This window comes from Streptomyces sp. GbtcB7, assembly GCF_019091445.1.
GTDB classification, from domain to species: Bacteria; Actinomycetota; Actinomycetes; order Streptomycetales; family Streptomycetaceae; genus Streptomyces; species Streptomyces mirabilis.
This window is the reverse complement of sequence record NZ_JAGXJM010000006.1, coordinates 126,497-146,427: the sequence shown is the minus strand read 5'-3', so window position 1 is coordinate 146,427 and position 19,931 is coordinate 126,497. Positions and strand designations below refer to the sequence as shown.

Below are 19,931 nucleotides of genomic sequence, written 5' to 3'. Positions count from 1 at the left end.
GGCGTCGACGGGTGAAAGCGGTGGCAGTGGTGGCAGTGCGCGAAAGGACAAGTCACGGGGTGAAGGGCTCTCATGCGTGAGGTGAACGAGGACGCGTCGGCGTACGCCGGACAGCGGGCGACGGCCGAGGCGATCGAGCGGGGTGGTGGCGGGCTGAGCGTGGACGCCCTGCTGGCGAAGGTGAGGACGGCCGCGGCGCCCGTGCCGACCGGTTCCGACGGGGGCGTTGCGGGGGCAGCGGTTCCGGACGTGGTCCTGGACGTGGAGGGTCCGGCGGCGGCGGTTCCGGACGTGGAGGCTCTGGCGGCAGCCATCGCCGCCGTGGCGGGCCGCCATCTGCCCGAGGGGCACCTGTCGCCCGGCGTCGACTTCTTCGACGCCGGGGGCACCTCGGTGGGCGCCGTGGAACTCGTCGCTGCGCTGGAGGACGAGCTGGGCATGGAGATCGCCCTCGACGACGTCTTCGCCGACGCCCGCCCGACCAGCCTGGCCCAGCGCCGGCTGTCGACCGCGGGCGCCCCGGCCGCCCTCTCGGCCCCGGCCGCATCGAAAACGCCGACGCCCGGGACGACTCGGGCCCCGGACACGGCAGGTACAGCCACGTCCGAGGGGACCTCGACCTCGGTCACGGTGGCAAGTCCGCTTCCGTCGTCCGCCGCGGGCACCCGTCCGGCGCCCGCACCCGGCATCCTCCCCGTCCCGGCCCCCCGCACCGCCCCCGCGGTGGCCGTCACCCCGGCCCCGCACGCCACGGCCCGGACCGAGGACCTCGACCAGATCCTGGCCGACCTGGCGCTCGCCGACCGGCTGCCCTGGACCGGCGACCCCGAGCCGCTGCCGCCCCGTCGGATCCTGCTGACCGGCGCCACCGGCTTCCTCGGCAGCCATATGCTCCTCGACCTGCTGCGGCACAGCGACGCCCACGTCTACTGCCTGGTCCGCGCAGCCGACGAGGAGGCGGCCCTAGGGCGGCTCGGTGAGGCGCTCAAGAGGTACGAGCTGCCCTGGTCGTCGGAGGTCCGCCGCCGGGTGACCGTGCTCCCCGGCGACATCCGGCGCCCGCACCTGGGCCTGTCGGACGAACTGTGGACCACGCTCACCCACGAGCTGGACAGCGTCGTCGGCGTGGCGGCGGCCGTGGACTTCCTGCGCGGCTACCAGTCGCTGCGGCAGAGCAACGTCATCGGCTCGCTGACCCTCGCCGAGCTCGCGGCGACCGGCCGGCCGAAGCCGCTGCACCACATCTCCTCCATCGCGGTCTTCAACGAGGTCGGCATCACCGCGATGGGCGAGGACGACCCGCTCGCCCACGTCGACCGCCTCGTCGCGGGCTACGACCAGACGAAGTGGGCGGCGGAGGTCGCCCTGCGACGGGCCCGCGACCACGGCCTGATCGTCACGGCCCTGCGTCCCGGCGGCATCGGCGGCCACACCAGGACCGGCGCCTACAACCCGCAGGACCTCAGCAGCGGTCTCCTCTCGGCCTTCGGCCGCTTCCGCACGGTCCCCGCCTTCAACCACCTGAACGCGGCCCCGGTGGACTGGGTGAGCCGGGTCGCGGTCGGCGTCGTCTGCGAACCCGACGCGTGGGGCTACGACTACCACCTGACCGGCGTACCCAACACCCTCGACGACGTCGTACGGGACATGGCGCTCGGCGGGATGCACGTACGCGTACAGGACTGGGACGAGTGGCGGACCCACGCCCTGGCCCGGCTGGAAGCCGAGCCGGTGCCCGAACTGGGCTTCCTCACCAGGGTGTTGCGGAGCCCCACCGCGCTCAGACTGTGCGAGGCGACCCTGAAGGGTCCGGCGGCCACCGCCGAGCGCACCGCCGCGCTCGTCGAGGCACTCGGGTTGCGGCCCGCCGCCCGCTACGACGCCCAGGCCCAGCTGAGGACGTTCGAGCGGCTCGCCCAGGACGGGTTGGCCCGGCTGCCGCACAAGGACGACCAGCCCTACCTGTGGTTCTCCGAGACGACCGAGGGCGGTGTCGGCCCGGTCGGAGCCCCCGCCGACACTCCCTGCTCGATGGCGCTCACCCTCTCCCTCGCGAGCATGTACCAGCTGGTGAAGGAGCGCCGGGTCGATGTCACCGGCGAGTTGACGTGCGCGGCGGTGCATCCCGAACCGCTGGTCGTCGAGCACGGCGACGTCTGGATCCGGCCCGAGGAGGGCATCCCGCAGCGACACGGTATGCGCCACCGACTCCTCAGCTACCGGCTGGCGTTGCGTGACGCGGAAGGCGGCGGCTGGTGGCTGGAGGGCCACAAGTACGCCCGGGCCCGTCGTGACGTGTGGCGCCAGACCCGGGCGCTCACCGTAGAGATCGGCCGCGAGGGCGCACCGGCGGCCCTGGCGGGCGAGCTCGTCGTGCCCGCCGACACCTATCTGCGCGACCAGGTCGACGGCATCAAGGTCGACCCGCGCCTGACCAGCCAGGAGAAGCGGGCCGCCAAGCTGACCTGGCTCGCCTGGTTCGGCCTGGAGATGGGCCGCGGTCTGCTCGGCCCCTTCGCCCGGGCCGCCGCCGACCTCCTCGACCTGCGCCGCACCACGACCCCCTCGGAGCACCACCGATGATCCTCCGGAGCACCGACTCCCGCACCAGGCCGACGCTCCGCAAGGTCAGGAGCACCACGACCCTGGGCCCCCTCCACCACCGCCTCGACCCGGCGCGGGTCGAGGAGATCCCCTTCCGGGCGGGCGACGGCGTACGCCTCGGCCTGACCCGCGTGGACAGCGGCGACACGGACCGCCCCGCCGTGCTGCTCCTGCACGGGCACACCGCGTCCGCCGACATGTTCCTGCTGCCCGAGACCCGCAACCTGGTCGACGTCCTGCTCGACGACGGCTACGAGCCCTGGCTGCTCGACTGGCGGGGCAGCTGCCGGCTGCCGTACAACGAGACCGGCCAGAAGTACACGTACGACGACGTCGCCCTGTACGACATCCCCGCCGCCGTCTCCCACATCCGCGGCCGCATCGGCGACCGGCCGCTGTTCGTGGTCGCCCACTGCGTCGGCTCCCTCACGCTGTCGCTCAGCATGACGGCCGGGCTGGTCCCGGGCCTCGCGGGCGTGGTGTCCCAGGGCGTGTTCCTGACGCCGAAGCTCGCGGGCCGCACCTCGCTGCGCATGTCGCTGGCGGGGGAGCTGCTCAGGTCCCGCATCGATCACATACCGGTCGACATCCGCAAGGCCGGCCTGTGGTCGAGGTACACCCCCCTGTTCGCCCTCGCCTCGCGCGGGGCGAGCTGCCCGGATCCGACCTGCCAGATCCTGCACAACTCGGCGTGGGGGACGGGCGCCTCGCTGTTCGTGCACGAGCACCTGTCCGAGGCCACCCACCACCGGCTCGCCGAGCTGCTGGGCCCCGCCCCGCTCTGGATCCTGCCCCATCTGCGCCGCATCGAGCTGGCCCGCACCGTGGTGCGCTGGCACGACGGCGACCACCGCTACCGGGCGCTGCCGCAGAACGCGCTGGACGCGGCGGCCCGTATCGACACCCCCGTCCTGCTGCTCGCCGGCAGCGAGAACGGCCTGTGGCTCGACTCCCAGAGGCTCTGTCATGACGTACTGGCCCGCAGACAGCCACAGCTGGACGTCGCGTACACCGAGATTCCCGGCTACGGCCACCTGGACACGTTCCTCGGCCGGGGCGCGGCCCTCGACGTGTTCGGGCACATCCTCGAATTCCTCGGCGAACGACGGTGACGGCGGCCCGGGCGGCCGGTTACCGTACCCGTCAGTAACCGGACCGCACCGCAGGAGGCCACCCATGCCGCAGCTCGAAGTCGACGGCGCCAGACTGACGTACGACGACGAGGGCCCCCGTGACGGTGCGGGCGCGCCCCTGGTGTTCATCCACGGCTGGACCGCCAACCGGCACCGCTGGGACCACCAGTTGGCGCACTTCTCCTCCACGCGGCGGGTCATACGTGTCGATCTGCGCGGCCACGGCGAGAGCGAGGGGTCGGGACGGCGGAGCATCGGGGAGCTGGCCGGGGACGTCCTCGCCGTCCTCGATCACCTGAAGGTCGAACGGTTCGTCCCCGTCGGTCACTCGATGGGCGGGATGATCGCGCAGACCCTGGCGCTGGGCCACCCGGACCGGGTCGAGCGCATGGTCCTGGTGAACTCGATCAGCCGGATGGCGTACAGCCGGGGGAGGGGCCTGCTGATGGCGGTGTCCACGCGGGTGCCGTTCAAGCTGTTCGTCGCCGCCAACATCCAGCGGGCCTTCGCCCCCGGGTACCCGCGCGAGGAGATCAAGGAGTACATCCGGACCTCCGCGGCCACACCGCGGGAGGTGGTCATGACCTGCTACGGCGCGATGCGGTCCTTCGACGTCCTCGACCGGGTCGGGGAGATCCGTGTCCCCACCCTCATGATCCACGGCTACTACGACATCCAGCTGCCCGTCTCCCAGATGCTGCGGATGGCGAAGGCGTACCCGGACGCGGAGGTGCGCATCCTGGACGCCGGCCACGAACTCCCGGTGGAGAAGCCCGAGGAACTCACCTCGACCATCGACCGGTTCCTGACCGAGCGCCCCTGAGGCGCCCGCGAGCCCACGAGGTTGCCCTAGGTCGTCGCGATCGGCAGTGGGCGCCGGGCGACCTCGTGGGCCTCCTCGGGGGGCAGGCCCAGCATGCGCAGGATGAGTTCGGCCATCTCCTCGTCGGCGCCGGGGCCCGACTGCTCGGACCTGGCGGACGACTTCAGCTGGAGCAGCCCGAGGAGGGAGCCGCCGACGGCGCTGAGGGCGACGAGGGGACTGTCCACCTGGAAGCGGCCGGAGGCGTTGCCCCTCTCGATGTCCCGCAGGGCGCGGGGGCCCAGGCCGAAGTCGGCGTGGATGTAGGGGAGGCCGCCGTAGCGCAGGACTCGGGCGAGTTCCGGGTGGGTGTCGGCGAGCCGGAAGGTCAGCCGGACGCTCACCGCGAACACCTCGGCGGGGTCGTCCAGGTCGCCGGTGATCGAGTCGATCAGCTTGCCGTACTCCTCCAGCGCGTCGACGACCGCCGCCTCGAAGAGCTCCGCCTTCGTCTGGAAGTGGTTGTAGAAGGAGCCGAACCCGACGTCGGCACGCTCGGCGATCTGCTGGATGCTGACCTCGCTCGTGCCCTGCTCGGCCAGGATCCCCTGGGCGGCGGCGATCAGGGCATGGCGGGTCCGGGCGCGCCTGCGTTCGAAGCGGTTGGCGGGCTGGGCGGCGGCTTGATCGGGCATGCGCTCATCCTAGCCGCGGCCTCTTCAGAACTGATGAGGAGATCAGTCGGCGGGCGTCGGCGATCTCGCGACGGACGGGCGAACCGTCGCGCCTCGCAGACCTCGCGGTACGGCAAAGGCCGGAGCGGCGGACCCCCGCTCCGGCCTGCGCACCTCCGTCGGAACTACAGCCCGGCGGTCGACAGCCAGCTCTTGGCCACGTCCAGCGGGTCCTTGTTGTCGTTCTGCACCTGGGCGTTGAGCTTGACCAGGGTGTCCGTGTCGAGCTTCGCCGATACGGCGTTGAGCGCGGAAACTCCGGCGGCGGAGAGACCGCTCTTGTAGGCCAGCGGCGTCACGTTCTCAAAACCGAAGAGATTCTTCGGGTCTTGAAGGACCACGAACTTGTTCTTGGTGATTCCGGGGTCGGTCGTGAAAATATCTGCGGCCTGAATGTTGTTGCCCTTGAGGGCGGCCACGGTCAACGGCCCACCCGCGTCCAGCGCCTTGAACGACTTGAATTCAAGGCCGTATTCGGACTTGAGGCCCACCAATCCCTGCTTGCGCGTCTGGAACTCCGGCGATCCCCCGATGACCACGTCCTTGGCCGAGGCGGAGAGGTCGGCGATCGTCGACGAGGTCGTGAGCTTGTACTTCTTGGCGGTCGCCTCGTTGACCGCGATCGCGTCCTTGTCCTCCGCCTTGGAGGGCTCGAGCAGGGTCAGCTTGGAATCGAGCGCGGCCGTGATGGCCTTGCTGGTGTCCTCGACCGTGGTCGGGGCCGCCTTGGCGTTCAGATAGGCCAGCAGCGCGCCGTTGTACTCGGGCAGGACGGTGATCGTGCCGTTCTTGATCAGACCGTAGGTGGTCTCGCGGCTGCCGATGTTCAACTTGTAACTGACCTTGATGCCCTTGGCCTTCAGGGCCTCGCCGTAGATGTCGGCGAGCAGGATGCTCTCGGGGAAGTTGTTCGAGCCGACCACGACCGTGCCGCCCTTGGCGGTGTCGCCCTTCAGCGGGTCCTTGCTGTCGGAGTTGTCGGAGGAACCGCAGCCCGTGAGGGCGGCCGCGGCCACAACCAGCAGGGATACAGCGTACGTTGCGGTCGTTCTGGTGCTTCTGGCGTGGGTCACGTTGGTCATCCAGACTTGTGCATGAGCGGTCGGCGGCCGGAAGGCATGGCGTGATGACGATCCAATCGAGCCCAGTAACGCACCGTCAAGACACGAATAGATCACCGATGGAGACCACACGGCTTCGCCGCGTGGGCGCAACCTGACCGAAACGGGCGCGAATCCGACGTATCGCCATGTCACTTTTTGGTTGATCATGGCCGTACTCTTGCGGCAGCCGCTAATGTTGGCCGAGTCGGGGGACCTGGTTCCACTTGCTCGGCCCGAGCGTGCTGGCATGACCCAGTCCACGCAGCCCGGGCTGCGGGCTTCCAATTGGGAATGAAGTCAAGGAGGTTTGGTGCCCGCGCACAGGAAAGCCGCCCGGGGGCCGCAGACCACGGCTCCCCGAATAGGCCGGACGCCTTCCCTCCTCGACCGTTGGCCTTTCCGCAGGAAACTCAACGTCCTGGTGATTGTCCCGCTCGCCGTCGTTTCGGCGATGATGGCCTACATCACCTACGCCGAGATCGACTCGGCCCGTTCCGCCGCCTCCACCGCCCAACTCGTGCGGGACAGCGCGCAGGTCACCAAGCTCATCGACGGCGTGCAGACCGAGCACCGCCAGGCACTCCTCGTCTCCCTGCGCTACGAGGCCGCCCGCTCCGGCGAGAAGGCGCCGGGCACCTCCGCCTTCCTCCAGGCGCAGCAGAAGGTCACCGCCCAGGCGGAGGCCGTGCGGTCCACCTACGGGGACCGGCTGCCCGACGCCGAGGCCCAGGCGCTCAAGGAGCTGGAGGGCCTGGACAGCCTCCGCAAGACCATCGAAGAGGGCCCGATCCCCGCCGACAACATCGACCCGGCGTACGGATCGGTCATCGAGGGCCTCATCAACGGCCTCGGGCTCGGTCAGTCGGGCGGCGAGTCCTCGGAGTCCGCGGGCAATCTGCTGGACGCGCTGCTGCGCGCCGACACCGCCCACGCCTCCTTCGAGACCAGTGTGTTCGCGGCCCGCACCCGGGACCCCAACGCGCTCATCGAGTACACCGGAGCCGTCGGCGACTACGAGCAGTACACCTACCAGGCCGAGCGGTTCACCCGGTTCGCCAGCCAGGAACAGGGCGCCGAACTCGCCGCGATCGAGCACAGCCCGTACCAGAGCGTCGTCGCCCAGCACTACGCCGCGCTGCAGGTCGACCCCAGCGGTCTGGTCGCGGAGAACGCCTCGCAGCTGCGCACCGCGCTCGACGACGCCCTGGCCGCCGACCCGACGTACCAGCGTCAGGCGGAGAACCGGCTGAAGATCACCGAGTCGCTCATCCACCAGATCGCCGCCGACACCCAGAAGGCGTCCAGCGACGCCTGGTGGCAGGTGCTGTGGCTGGTGGCCGCCAACCTCGCCGCCTTCGCGGCCTGGATCCTGTTCTCCGTACTGGTCCGCCGCTCCGTGGTGCGGACCGTGCGGAGCCTCACCGAGGCGGCCCAGCACGTGGCCGACGCGGCCGAGACCGAGCTCGCCCGGGTCGCCGACGACGACGCCGACGACGCGAGCCCGCCGCGCCTCGAGGCCGTACCCGTGCCGGTCCGCGACGAACTCGGCGAACTCGCCGAAGCCTTCAACCAGGTGCAGGTCACCGCGACCGCCCTGCTGGAGCGCCAGGTCATCAGCCGCCGCAACATCGCCGAGATGTTCGGCAACGTCGGCCACCGCGTCAGCAACCTGACCGCTCGTCAGCTCGCGCTGATCGACTCGGTGGAGCGCGGCGAGACCGACCCGGAGGTACTGGACCGGCTCTACCGCATCGACCACATCGCGGTACGTCTCCAGCGCAACGCCGACAGCCTGATGCTGCTCGCCGGCATCCGCGAGACGGGCCTCAACACCGGGCCCATGCGGCTCAGCAACATCGTCCGCGCCGCGCTCGGCCAGATCGAGGGCTACCAGCGGGTCACCCCGCACGCCGAGGGCGATGTCACCGTCGCCCCCGACATCGTCGGCGACCTCACGCTGATGCTCGCCGAACTGCTGGAGAACGCGGTGACGTTCTCCCCGGCGTCCAGCAGCGTCGAAGTCGTCCTGCGGCCCCGGCACGGCTCCGGCGGCGGCGCCCTGATCGAGATCATCGACCACGGGCTCGGGATGAGCGCCGAGCGGCTGGAGGAGGAGAACGCCCGCCTGATCCGCCGCGAACGGCTCGACCTGGCCCCGACCGAGGTCCTCGGCCTCTTCGTGGTCGGCGGTCTGTCCCGGCGCTGGGGCATCGAGGTCGTCCTGACCCGCACCCCGGGCGGCGGCGTCACCGTCACCGTCGCGGTGCCCGGCTCCCATCTGCTGCTCGCCGACCCCACGGGGGCCGCGACCAGGGCCCCGCACATCCTGCCGCCGCCACGCCGCCCCGGCGGGACCGAACCGCGCCCCGCGGCGGTCGACCCGGAACCCGGCCCCTCGTCGCTGCCGCGCAGGATCCCCGCGCGCGGCCGGGGAGCGGACGGCCACACGGGCCGTCAGGAACCGATGGGCGAGGGCGCCTCGGGCGGCTACGGCGCATCCCGGCCCCGGCCGGGCGGCACACCGGGCACCACGACTCCGGGGGCGGCGCAGCCCGCGGAGCGCGAGACAGCGGGACGCGGCACGCCTCAGGACGCGGTCGGCGGCCCGGGCCACCAGCGTGGCACCGGCATGGAGGGCGGACAGGGCCGGCCCTCACGCGCCGCGGGCAGCGGCATGGACAGCGGGCTCGTGCAGCGGTCACGCGGCGCGAGCACCGGCCCGGGGAGTGCGGCGGGGCAGCCGCCGCGCGGCCCGAACACCGGCACGGGCAGCGGGCTCGGCCAGCCGCCCCGCGGTGCGAGCACCGCACGCGGCTCCGGTACGGCCCCGTCGGCACCCGGCAGCGCCCCGGCGCGACCGGGCGAGGGCGGCACCAGTCCGCTCAGGCGGCGCGTGCGCGGCGCGACCCTGCAGGCCACCACCGCCTCGACCCGGTTGCCCAAACAGACCATCACCAACCCACGGCCGCCCGCCTGGCAGACCGCCGACGCGGAAGCGGCACGATCCGAGATCGACGAGTTCGAGGAAGCCGTTCTGCGGGCCGAGCGCGAGAGCGCGACAGAGGCTCGCGGTACCGGCTTCGGGTCGGCCCGTTCAGGGGGCCGTCCCGACACCTCTGGCGATTCCAGCACAGAGAACAACAGACCCTCATTCCCGGAAGGCATGAGCAAGTGACCATGTGGACAGGTGGACCGGAGTCCGCGGCCGTGGAACAGGCGACGGACGTGAAGGCCGCCGCTGCCGACTTCAATTGGCTGCTCAATCGTTTCGCCACCGAGACCGCCGGCGTCGTCGACGTGATCGGGGTGTCCTCCGACGGTCTGTTGATCGCGGTGTCCCAACTGCGCGGCAAGGCGGACTCGGAGAGGCTCGCGGCCATCGTCTCCGGGATCACCAGCCTCGCCATGGGCGCGTCCGGCAACTACGGCCTCGGTGGGCTCAACAAGGTCATCATCGACCTGGAGGAAGGGCACGTCCTGGTGTCCGCGCTGGGCGCGGGCGCGGTGCTCGGCGTGGTCGCCTCCAAGGAGGCGAAGCTCGGGAACATCGCGTACGAGATGACCCTCTTCGCCAACCGCGCCGGTGCCGCTCTGAGCCCGCAACTGGTCATGGAGCTCAAGAACACCGTGGGGATCGCGCCGACCGGTTGACGGTCGGCGGGGGCGTCACGAAGGCCGGGACGACCCGCGAGGTGAAGGGTGAGGACGAGATGACGGCCGGCGAGCCATCAGCCGCCGACGACGACGCATGGGGAGCGGAGCACCCCCCGTCGATCGTCAGGCCATTCCTGCTGACCGCGGGGCGGATCGCCGGCGGTGACAGTCTGGTGCCGACGATTCCGATCGAGACGCAGGTCGTCGCGACGGATCTCGGTCTGGCCACGCTGGACGCGTTCGTCTTCGACCAGCATCGCGACATCATCACGGTCTGCCGCCAGCCGCAGTCGCTGGCGGAGATCGCGGCGAAACTGCGGATGCATTTGAATGTGATCAGGGTGCTCGCCGACGATCTGCGCGCCGACGGTCAACTGGCCTTGTACGCACCGCAGGCCGAATCCGCCCGCGACGCCACCGTATTGCGAAGGGTTATCGATGGTCTCCGAGCTATCCCCGACTCCCGAGGCGCGATCCGTGAGCGCTGACACCGAGGGTCCCCGGCCGCCGATGCCGGTGAAGATGGTGATCGCGGGCGGCTTCGGCGTGGGCAAGACCACCACCGTGGGTGCCATCTCCGAAATCGAGCCGCTCACCACCGAGGCGTCCATCACCTCGGTCGCCGCGGGCATCGACGACCTCTCCCACACCCCGGAGAAGATGACGACCACCGTCGCCATGGACTTCGGCTGTGTCACGCTCGACCCGACCCTGAAGCTCTACCTGTTCGGCACCCCCGGCCAGGAGCGCTTCGGGTTCATGTGGGACGACCTGGTCGAGGGCGCCCTGGGCGGGCTCGTCATCGTCGACACCCGCCGGCTCGACGACTGCTACGCGGCCGTCGACTACTTCGAGCACCGCGAGATCCCCTTCGCGGTGGCCGTCAACGCCTTCGACGGCAAGGTCGAACACGATCTGAACGACGTACGGTGGGCCCTCGACGTCGGCGACCACGTGCCGCTCACCGTGTTCGACGCCCGCGAGCGCGGGTCCGTACGGGACGCGCTCCTCGTCGTCCTCGAACACGCCCTGGCGACCGCGCAGCAGTGAACGAGAGAAGAGGGGGACGGGCCTTGCGGCTCGTCCCCCTCTTCCCTTTTCCTCAGGCCGTACGGCGCCTGCGCACCCCCGGGGACACCGCCACCCGGGCAATGGCCCAGAACAGCACCAGCACGAGCAGCGCCAGGATCGCGGTGAGGGCGGCGCCGCCCACCACCTTCTCGTAGTTGCGCTGGTAGAGGCCGTCCAGGATGTAACGGCCGACCCCGCCGAGGCTCACATAGGCCGCGATGGTCGCCGTGGACACGATCTGGATCGCCGCCGAACGCAGACCGCTGAGGATCAGCGGCAGCGCCGCCGGCACCTCGACCTGGAACAGGACCTTCCCCTCCGGCATGCCCATTCCGCGGGCGGCGTCGACGGGGGAGGGATCCAGGGTGCGGATCGCCTCGTAGGTGGTGATGAGGATCGGCGGGACCGCCAGCACCACGAGCGGGATCATCACGGGCACGATGCCGAGGCCGAGCCAGACGAACATCAGCACCAGCAGCCCGAAGGTGGGCAGCGCCCGGGCACCCGCCGACACGAAGGCCAGCGCGTTGCCGCCGCGTCCGGTGTGTCCGGTGACCAGGCCGATGGGCAGGCCGACGGCCGCGGCGATCGCGAGCGCCCCGGCGGTGTACTGGAGGTGTTCCCACACGCGCTGCGGGATCCCGTCGTACCCGTGCCAGTGGGAGCCGTCGGAGAAGAAGGACTGGATGAAGTTGAGTACGTTCACGAGACGCTCTCCGGAGTGCGGGCGGCGCCCGCGATCGTGGACGTACGGCGTGCGGCCTTGCGGCCGGAGGCCGGCTGCCAGGGGGTGAGCACGCGGCGCAGCAGGACGAGCACGGCGTCGACCAGCACCGCGAGAACGGCGGTGGTGACCACCGAGTTCACGGCGAGGAGAGGGCGGTGGTAGAGCATCGCGGTGGTGAGCAGGTTGCCGAGCGCCCCCTGGTTGCCGATCAGCGAGCCGACGCTGACCAGACTGATGCTGGAGGCGGTCGCCACGCGCAGTCCGGCCATGATCGCGGGTACGGCGATGGGCAGTTGGACCTGGAGGTAGCGTCGCAGCGAACCGATGCCCATCGCCGCGGCGGCGGCGTTCGTCTCCTCGGGGACCGAGCGGACGCCGTCGACGACCGCCGGGACGAGAACCACCAGACTGTAGAGGGTCAGCGGGATCATCACGGTGGTTTTGCTGAGGCCGGTGTAGTCGATGAGCACCACGAAGAAGGCGATCGACGGGATCGCGTACAGCACCGTGGTGATCCAGAGGACCGGCGGATAGATCCAGTTGACGCGGACGCACAACAGGCCGATCGGCAGCGCCAGCAGGAGGCCGACGAGAACCGGGACCAGCGCCTCCTGCATGTGTGTGGAGATCAGGCCGAGATAGCTGCTCTGCAGGTCGCTCGGGATGTCGAAGAAGCCGTTCATCGCGAGGCCTTCACCGTGGAGACGCCCTCGGAGTCCGCGGCGCGGCGCTGCCTGGCCGCGCGGATCGCGGCGGCGACCGTCTCCTGCCCGGCGAGCCCCAGCACGCGTCCCGCCCCGTCCACGGCGACCGCCTGACCGGTGGGCGAGAGCACCGCCCGGTCCAGCGCGACCCGCAGCGAGTCCTTGCCCACCTCGAAGGCCTGCCCGTGCGGCTCCAGCGCCTGGACGTCACCGGCCCACACCGTCAGGTCGGCCCAGCCCAGCGGCTTTCCGTCCGCGTCGGTGACCAGGACCGGCTCCGTGCCGCCCGGCTTTCCGGCGAGCTGCTGCCAGTCGCTGCCGACCGGGAAGACCCGGGAGCGGTCGAGTGCGAGGTCGCGGGTGGACAGGAACGACAGCCCCCGGATGCCCCGGTCGCCGCCGAGGAACTCCTCCACGAACGCGTCGGCGGGCGCCGACAGCAGCTCGTCGGGGGCGGCGAACTGGGCGAGCTTGCCACCAGTGCGCAGTACGGCGACGCGGTCACCGATCGTGATGGCCTCGTCCATGTCGTGGGTGACGAACACGATGGCCTTGCCCAGCTCGCCCTGGATGCGCAGCAACTCCTCCTGCAGACCCCGGCGGACGACAGGGTCGACGGCGGAGAACGGCTCGTCCATCAGCAGGATCGGCGGGTCGGCGGCGAGCGCGCGGGCGACACCGACGCGCTGCTGCTGGCCGCCGGAGAGCTGGTAGGGGTAGCGGCGGGCCATGGCCGGGTCCAGGCCCACCCGTTCCATCAGTTCCGCCGCGCGGGCGCGGGCGCGCTGCTTGGACCAGCCGAGCAGCCGCGGCACCGTGGCGATGTTGTCGAGGATCGTGCGGTGCTGGAAGAGCCCCGCGTTCTGGATGACGTAACCCATGGACTGGCGCAGAGCGTTGACCGGCTTGCGGAGGATGTCCTCGCCGTTGACGCGGATCGTGCCGCTGCTGGGCTCGATCATGCGGTTGATCATCCGCAGTGTGGTGGTCTTGCCGCACCCCGAAGGCCCGACGAGCACGGTGATCGAGTGGTTCGGTATCTGGAGGGACAGGCGATCGACGGCCACCGTGCCGTCGGCATATCGCTTGCTGACATCTTCGATGGCTATCAAGCGTCGAAACCCTTCGGGAACGGCTGTGATCGGACGTGACCGGATCACATGCACGAGGGTGCGTAGTCTAGCCAGTTGGCGCGTGTGTTCGGGCATCACAGGGTGGCCGGTTGTGGAGGGTGCGCAGGTGGAGCCCGCCGCGTCGCACGAGCCGGTCGGGTGAGAGCGGGCGCTCCGCCGTGCGGGTGATCTCCGGGCGTGGCGGCGCGGAGACGACGACATCCCCCGGGAGACTGTCGCCCTCATGCTCTGTCGCCCCTGCCGCCACAGCCCGGAGAGACCCACTTGCGATTCCCCTTCCGCCGGGCCGCGCTGGCCGGCGCCGCCGTGCTCGTCGTGTCGTCCGCCCCGGCCGCACCCGCCGCCGCGGACGACACGGTGACCGACCCGGCCCAGTACGTGAACCCCTTCGTCGGTACCGCGCCCGGAGGGGCCGATTTCGGCCATGGCGGCGGTGCCGGAAACACCTTCCCCGGCGCGACCGCACCCCTCGGCGGGGTGCAGTGGAGCCCGGACACGGTGACCTACCAGCACGGCGGGTACGCGTACGGGGACAACCGGATCAGAGGATTCAGCCTCACCCACATCTCCGGGGCCGGCTGCAGGGACTACGGCAACGTGCCCTTCATGCCGATGCTCGCCGGCGACACCAGCGGGCAGGCGACCTTCTCGCACGCCAACGAGCGGGCGACACCCGGAAACTACCGGGTCACCTTCGACAACGGCATCGGCAGCGAACTCACCGCCACCCAGCGCTCCGGCATCGCCCGTTTCACCTACCCGGCCACCGACGACCGCTCCGCCGCGCTGAGTGTCGACGCGGGCAAGGCGTTCAACGCGGCGACCGGAACGGTCGACATCGGCACCGACACCCTGTCCGGGTTCACCGACAGCGGCGGCTTCTGCAAGTCCGCCAACCGCTACCGGCTCTACTTCCACGCCGTGTTCGACCACCCCTTCGCCCACGTCGTCCACCCCGACGGCAGACCGGGCGCCGCGCAGGTCTCCTTCGGCCCCGACGTACGCACGGTGACCGTCCGCGTCGGCGTCTCCTTCGTCAGCGTCGACGGCGCCCGCGGCAACATCGCCGCCGAGCAGCACACGAACCCGTACGACCAGATCCGGCGGGCCGCCCGTGCCCAGTGGAACGACTGGCTCGGCCGCATCAGTGTCGGCGGCGGCACCGACACCCAGCGCCGGGTCTTCTACACCGCCCTGTACCACTCGCTCCTGCACCCCAGCGCCTTCAGCGACGCCGACGGCCGCTACCCCGGCATGGACGGCCGCATCCACACCACCGCCGCCGGACACGTCCAGTACGCGAACTTCTCCGGCTGGGACGTCTACCGCTCCCAGGTCCAGCTGCTCGCCCTGCTGGCCCCGCACGAAGCCTCCGACATCGCGCAGTCCGTCCTCAACCAGGGCCTCCAGGCCGGCTACTTCGACCGCTGGACCCTCGCCAACGGCGGCACCGGCGTCATGGTCGGCGACCCGCTGCCCGTCATCGCCTCCGCCGTGTACGCCTTCGGCGCCACCGACTTCGACGCCCGCGGCCTGCTGCGCGCCGCCATGGCGGGCCGCGACAACGAGCGCCAGCGGCCCGGACACGCACAGTACGACGCCCTCGGCTACATCCCCGCCGGCACCAAGGGAGTGTGGGGCTCGGCGGCCACCACTCTCGAATACGCCGTTTCCGACTACGCGTTGGCCCAGCTCGCCCACCGTCTGGGGGACACCGCCGCCTACGACACCCTGCTGAAGGCCTCCGGGAACTGGCGCAACCTCTTCAACCCCGCCACCGGCTACCTCCAGCCGCGCGCGGCCGACGGCACCTGGCCGGCCTTCACCCCCGCGCAGAAGAACGAGTACGTCGAGGGCAACGGCGCCCAGTACACCTGGATGGTCCCGCACGACCTGTCCGGCCTCTTCACCCTGATGGGCGGGAACGCCGCCGTCACCGCCCGCCTCGACACCTTCTTCACCCAGCTCAACGCGGGCGGCACCCAGCCCTACGCCTACCTCGGCAACGAGCCGTCGTTCGACACCCCCTGGGCGTACGACTTCGCCGGCCGCCCCGACCGCGCCCGCGACACCGTCCGCCGCGCCCTGGCCACCCTGTTCAGCGACCGTCCCGACGGCCTCGTCGGTAACGACGACCTCGGCGCCATGTCCTCCTGGGCCGTGTGGGCGAGCCTCGGCATGTACCCGCAAGCCGCCGGCACCGGGCAACTCGCCCTGGCCGAACCGGCCTTCCCCAGTATCGTCGTACACCGCCCGGGCGGACCGAGGATGGTGCTCGTCGCGCCCGACGCCTCCGCCACCAGCCGCGACATCCGCACGCTCACGGTCACCGCGCCGCAGCGGAAGGGCTCATGAGTCCCTCGTCGAGGTAGCGGTCCGGCCGGGGCCGTCAGACGGCGACGACCCCGACCCCCGCCTCCGTGAACCGCCGCACGGTCTCCTCGTCCACCGCCGCGTCGGTGACCAGTGTGTCCACCGACTCGGCCGCGCAGATCCGGGCGAAGGCGCGCCGGCCCAGTTTGCTGGAGTCGGCGGCGACGATCACACGCTCGGCGCGCTCGCACAGCAGCCGGTTGATCGCCGCCTCGGCTTCGTCGTGGGCGGCGGCCCCGTGCGTCACGTCGAAGGCGACCACGCCCAGCACGGCGACGTCCATGGTGATCTGGCTGAGCACACCGTCCGCGAGCGGCCCGACCAGCTCGTACGACTGCGGGCGGGCCACCCCGCCGGTCAGCACGATCTTGAACTGGGGCCGGACGGCCAGTTCGCCCGCGATGTTGAGCGCGTTCGTCACCACGGTCAGCGCGGGCGACCCCGAGGCGAGATCGGGGCGTACCGCCAGTGCGCGGGCCACCTCGGTGGTGGTCGTGCCGCCGGTCAGGCCCACCGCCTCGCCGGGCGCGACGAGATCGGCCACCGCCTTCGCGATGCGCTGTTTCTCCGAGGCGTGCCGGGCGGTCTTGTAGCGCAGCGGCAGTTCGTACGACACGCCGTGGACGACCGCGCCGCCCCGGGTGCGCACGAGCATCTGCTGCTCGGCGAGCTGGTCGAAGTCGCGCCGGATCGTGGCGGGTGACACCTCCAGCTCGGCCGCGGCCTGCTCGACCTCCAGCCGGCCCCGCTCCACGAGCAGTTCCAGCAGGGCCTTCCAGCGGGCGTCGCGCGACATCCGCACTCTCCGTTCCTCGATCCTTCGCGACCCTAGCGCACCCCCCGGCACACCACATTCCCTGGCATTTCCACAGTCGACATGCTTGATTGTGCTCGAAAGTCAGCCTTAACTTGCACTATCTTGCATGGACAGCGTCAGTGGGAGGGGTACGGCATGACCCATGTCGAGCACGAGCTGAACAGCCAGCCCGAGTGCTGGATCCGCGCCGCCGAGCAGGCCAAGGCACACGACGCCGCGCTGCCGGAAGTGGGGGAGCGGGTCGCGATCGTGGGCTGCGGGACCTCCTTCTTCATGGCGCAGGCCGCCGCCGCGCTGCGTGAGGGGTCCGGGCAGGGCGAGACGGACGCCTTCGCCGCCTCGGAGTTCCCCGAGAGCCGCTCCTACGACCGTGTGGTCGCCCTCACCCGCTCCGGCACCACCACCGAGGTGCTCGAACTCCTAGGGCGGCTGCGCGGACGTACCCGGACGACCGCGATCACCGCCGACCCCGCGACCCCCGTGATCGAGCGCGCGGACGACCTCGTCGTACTCGACTTCGCGGACGAACGCTCCGTGGTGCAGACCCGGTTCGCGACCACCGCGCTCACCCTGTTCCGCGCCCACCTCGGACTGCACACCGACGCCGTCGTCGCCGACGCGCGCACCGCGCTCGCGACCCCGCTGCCCGAAGGGCTCGTCGACTGCGCGCAGTTCACCTTCCTCGGCCGCGGCTGGACCGTCGGGCTCGCCAACGAGGCCGGGCTCAAGATGCGTGAAGCCTCCCTGGCCTGGACCGAGGCGTACCCGGCGATGGAGTACCGGCACGGGCCCATCAGCGTCACCACCGCCGGCACGGCCACCTGGATGCTCGGCGAGGCCCCCGAAGGGCTGGCCGAGCAGGTACGGGCCACGGGGGGACGGTGGGTGGCGGGTGAACTCGACCCGCTCGCCGAACTCGTCCGCGCCCAGCGGCTCGCGGTCGCCGTCGCCGCGGCCCGCGGACTCGACCCCGACCGCCCGCGCCACCTCACCCGCTCGGTCGTCCTCGCCCCGTCGGCCCGCTGAGCCCTCGGGCCGCGCACCCAGAAGGAGGAGTTGTGCCACTCGCAGCCACCGGTGACCTGGTCACCGCCGCGGCCGGGGCGCGGACCGCCGTCGCCGCGTTCAACATCATCACCCTGGAGCATGTCGAGGCCGTCATCGCCGGCGCCGAGTCCGTGGCCGCCCCCGTCGTCCTCCAGGTCAGCGAGAACGCCGTGAAGTTCCGCTACGGACGGCTGCTGCCGCTGGCCCGCGCCGCCGCCGCGGCCGCCGAGCGCGCCTCGGTGCCCGTCGCGCTGCATCTCGACCACGTCCAGAGCGACGACCTGCTCCGCCAGGCGTCCGCCGCCGGGTTCAGCTCGGTGATGTACGACGCGGCCCGGCTGCCGTACGAGGAGAACCTCGCCGCCACCCGGGCCGCCGCCGACTGGGCGCACGCCCAAGGCCTGTGGATCGAGGCCGAGTTGGGGGCGGTGGGAGGCAAGAACGGTGAGCCGCCGCTCGACGCGCACGCGCCCGGCGCCCGCACCGACCCCGCCGAGGCCCGCGCCTTCGTGGCCGACTCCGGCGTGGACGCCCTGGCCGTCGCGATCGGCAGCTCGCACGCGATGACCACCCGCACCGCCGCCCTCGACCACGACCGCCTCAAGCGGCTGACCGCGGCACTCGGCGTGCCGCTCGTCCTGCACGGCTCCTCCGGAGTGCCGGACGACGAACTGGCCGCGGCCGTCGCGGGCGGCATCGCCAAGGTCAACGTCGGGACCGCCCTGAACATCGCGATGACCGGCGCCGTCCGGGAGTTCCTCGCCGCCCACCCCGAAGCCGTCGACTCCCGCAAGTACCTCAGTGTGGGGCGGGAGGCGATGGCGGGGACGGTGGCGCGCCTGATCCGCGTGCTGGGCGCCTGACCTCAGGGGGCGCCGACGTCGACCAGCTGCTCGAAGAAGAACTCGTGCTTGAGGAACGACACGTCGTACTCGCCCCCGGGACACGGCGGGATCAGCTGCGCCGCCTGGAACAGCCGCCAGCCGTCCCTCAAGGCGTCCACACCCGACGCGTACGGCGGCTCGTCGCTGTCCCCGGTCGTGGGGGACGTGCGGCCGGTGCCGTCGTAGACCGACCAGCCCACCACCTCCGAGTCCAGGGCGGAGGTGGCCAGATAGAGCACCAGAACCTGCTGACGGACACTCATACGGCATCCTCCCGAGGGTGGTTGGAGACCCGGGTCACCCAGTGGTCCAGGTCGAAGGAGTCGTCTCCGGTGAGCGCGCGCCACAGCAGGACCCGGTGGTAGATCTCGAGACGGCCGGTGGCGGGCTCGTACCAGGGGAACGTCGTGGAGAGTTCCTCGGCGACCCGCGGGTCGCCGAGGTCCGAGGTGTCCCACAGCCGCCGCTGCCGCACGGTCGGGTTGAAGCGGATCTTGAACATATGGCGGACCACGTCGCTGTCGTTGCGCCGCCCGCCGTGCCACAGGCCATGGTGCAGAAACACCACGGTGCCCGCCGGGCAGACCAGCCGGCTCTGCCCGCGCAGATTCTGGTAGCGCCCGGTGTCCGACTCGTTGGTGCGCCGCAGATGGCTGCCCGGCACGCTGAGCGTGCCGCCCATGTCGAGGGTGACGTCCTGCGGGTAGTACATCAGCTGCACGTCGAAGGCGTCGGTGCGCACATCGATGATCGCGTCGGCGTGCAGCGGCTGCGCCCGCCCCTCGTGCGGCTCGCGGATGTGGACGTAGTGGTGGTCGACGGTGGGTCCGGGCCCGACGAGGCTCCGCAGGGTCCCGGCCACGGCGGGGAGTTCCAGCAGCCGGCGGACGAAGGAACCCACCGGGTAGGCGGCCGGCACGGAGCTGCCGTAGGGCACCTCGGGCACGCCCGCGCGCAGCACCTCCAGGCCCTCGGCGTTCATCTCCGGCGGCACCACGGCGTCCAGCCGCAGCGAGCCGTGGGCCACGAAGTGCGCCATCCGCACCGAACTCAGGAGTGGGATGCTCGAGGTGTGGTCCGACGTGTTGGTCATGCGGCTCAACGTAGGGTCGGGGCCGCCGACGGCGCGTGGGCGCGGCTCACCA

The 19,931-nt window shown here is 71.3% G+C and carries 18 protein-coding genes; 10 read left to right on the top strand and 8 right to left on the bottom strand.

Annotated features, from left to right (window positions below):
* Positions 1-72 precede the first annotated feature (72 nt).
* The 3 genes from KVT44_RS12635 (at position 73) to KVT44_RS12625 (ending at position 4,560) form a co-directional block, all read left to right on the top strand.
* Positions 73-2,583, top strand: coding sequence for a thioester reductase domain-containing protein (locus tag KVT44_RS12635; RefSeq protein WP_217567112.1), 2,511 nt, complete (start codon positions 73-75; stop codon positions 2,581-2,583).
* Complete coding sequence (locus KVT44_RS12630; RefSeq protein WP_217567111.1) at positions 2,580-3,716, top strand: alpha/beta hydrolase; 1,137 nt, start codon at positions 2,580-2,582, stop codon at positions 3,714-3,716. Before KVT44_RS12635 ends, KVT44_RS12630 begins: the two co-directional genes overlap by 4 nt.
* Before the next feature lie 64 nt (positions 3,717-3,780).
* Positions 3,781-4,560: an alpha/beta fold hydrolase gene (locus KVT44_RS12625; protein ID WP_217567110.1), complete on the top strand. Its 780-nt coding sequence runs from the start codon at positions 3,781-3,783 to the stop codon at positions 4,558-4,560.
* A gap of 26 nt (positions 4,561-4,586) precedes the next feature.
* Here KVT44_RS12625 and KVT44_RS12620 read toward each other — a convergent pair whose 3' ends face one another.
* Both KVT44_RS12620 and KVT44_RS12615 read right to left on the bottom strand, forming a co-directional pair.
* A complete protein-coding gene (locus tag KVT44_RS12620; protein WP_190169325.1) occupies positions 4,587-5,234 on the bottom strand; it encodes a TetR/AcrR family transcriptional regulator in 648 nt (215 codons plus the stop codon).
* Positions 5,235-5,398: 164 nt separating this feature from the next.
* On the bottom strand, positions 5,399-6,355 hold the full coding sequence (locus KVT44_RS12615; protein ID WP_190169326.1) for an ABC transporter substrate-binding protein: 957 nt from the start codon (positions 6,353-6,355) through the stop codon (positions 5,399-5,401).
* A gap of 331 nt (positions 6,356-6,686) precedes the next feature.
* On the opposite strand from KVT44_RS12615, the gene KVT44_RS12610 reads away from it, so the two are divergent.
* Genes KVT44_RS12610 through KVT44_RS12595 form a run of 4 tightly spaced genes read left to right on the top strand, consistent with a single transcriptional unit; the run spans position 6,687 to position 11,080 of the window.
* Positions 6,687-9,551 carry an ATP-binding protein gene (locus KVT44_RS12610; protein WP_308313980.1) on the top strand — a complete coding sequence of 955 codons (2,865 nt, stop codon included), beginning with the start codon at positions 6,687-6,689 and terminating at the stop codon, positions 9,549-9,551.
* A 2-nt stretch (positions 9,552-9,553) separates the two neighbouring features.
* Entirely contained in the window at positions 9,554-10,027 is a 474-nt protein-coding gene (locus tag KVT44_RS12605) for a roadblock/LC7 domain-containing protein (protein ID WP_054228754.1), read from the top strand.
* A 59-nt stretch (positions 10,028-10,086) separates the two neighbouring features.
* Positions 10,087-10,518, top strand: coding sequence for a DUF742 domain-containing protein (locus KVT44_RS12600; RefSeq protein WP_060898551.1), 432 nt, complete (start codon positions 10,087-10,089; stop codon positions 10,516-10,518).
* A 22-nt stretch (positions 10,519-10,540) separates the two neighbouring features.
* Positions 10,541-11,080, top strand: a complete 540-nt coding sequence (locus tag KVT44_RS12595) for an ATP/GTP-binding protein (protein WP_229888894.1) — start codon at positions 10,541-10,543, stop codon at positions 11,078-11,080.
* A 52-nt stretch (positions 11,081-11,132) separates the two neighbouring features.
* Here the strand turns inward: KVT44_RS12595 and KVT44_RS12590 are convergent, their stop codons facing one another.
* The 3 genes from KVT44_RS12590 to KVT44_RS12580 are packed head-to-tail and all read right to left on the bottom strand — an operon-like array spanning position 11,133 to position 13,644.
* Positions 11,133-11,807 (bottom strand): ABC transporter permease, encoded by a 675-nt coding sequence (locus KVT44_RS12590; protein ID WP_075025595.1) that lies wholly within the window; start codon positions 11,805-11,807, stop codon positions 11,133-11,135.
* Complete coding sequence (locus KVT44_RS12585) at positions 11,804-12,511, bottom strand: ABC transporter permease (RefSeq protein ID WP_067373069.1); 708 nt, start codon at positions 12,509-12,511, stop codon at positions 11,804-11,806. Before KVT44_RS12585 ends, KVT44_RS12590 begins: the two co-directional genes overlap by 4 nt.
* Positions 12,508-13,644 carry an ABC transporter ATP-binding protein gene (locus KVT44_RS12580; protein WP_097283573.1) on the bottom strand — a complete coding sequence of 379 codons (1,137 nt, stop codon included), beginning with the start codon at positions 13,642-13,644 and terminating at the stop codon, positions 12,508-12,510. Before KVT44_RS12580 ends, KVT44_RS12585 begins: the two co-directional genes overlap by 4 nt.
* Before the next feature lie 285 nt (positions 13,645-13,929).
* On the opposite strand from KVT44_RS12580, the gene KVT44_RS12575 reads away from it, so the two are divergent.
* Entirely contained in the window at positions 13,930-16,020 is a 2,091-nt protein-coding gene (locus KVT44_RS12575) for a GH92 family glycosyl hydrolase (RefSeq protein ID WP_217567109.1), read from the top strand.
* A 34-nt stretch (positions 16,021-16,054) separates the two neighbouring features.
* Here KVT44_RS12575 and KVT44_RS12570 read toward each other — a convergent pair whose 3' ends face one another.
* Positions 16,055-16,834 (bottom strand): DeoR/GlpR family DNA-binding transcription regulator, encoded by a 780-nt coding sequence (locus KVT44_RS12570; protein ID WP_190169328.1) that lies wholly within the window; start codon positions 16,832-16,834, stop codon positions 16,055-16,057.
* Between the two features lie 156 nt (positions 16,835-16,990).
* Here KVT44_RS12570 and KVT44_RS12565 point away from each other — a divergent pair, with 156 nt between their 5' ends.
* Together KVT44_RS12565 and KVT44_RS12560 are read left to right on the top strand one after the other, a co-directional pair.
* Complete coding sequence (locus tag KVT44_RS12565; RefSeq protein ID WP_217567108.1) at positions 16,991-17,881, top strand: SIS domain-containing protein; 891 nt, start codon at positions 16,991-16,993, stop codon at positions 17,879-17,881.
* Positions 17,882-17,913: 32 nt separating this feature from the next.
* Entirely contained in the window at positions 17,914-18,765 is an 852-nt protein-coding gene (locus KVT44_RS12560) for a class II fructose-bisphosphate aldolase (RefSeq protein ID WP_217567107.1), read from the top strand.
* Positions 18,766-18,767: 2 nt separating this feature from the next.
* On the opposite strand, the gene KVT44_RS12555 is transcribed toward KVT44_RS12560, so the two are convergent.
* Positions 18,768-19,049, bottom strand: coding sequence for a hypothetical protein (locus tag KVT44_RS12555; RefSeq protein ID WP_190169330.1), 282 nt, complete (start codon positions 19,047-19,049; stop codon positions 18,768-18,770).
* Positions 19,046-19,879: a phytanoyl-CoA dioxygenase family protein gene (locus tag KVT44_RS12550; RefSeq protein WP_217567106.1), complete on the bottom strand. Its 834-nt coding sequence runs from the start codon at positions 19,877-19,879 to the stop codon at positions 19,046-19,048. Before KVT44_RS12550 ends, KVT44_RS12555 begins: the two co-directional genes overlap by 4 nt.
* Between the last annotated feature and the right edge of the window lie 52 nt (positions 19,880-19,931).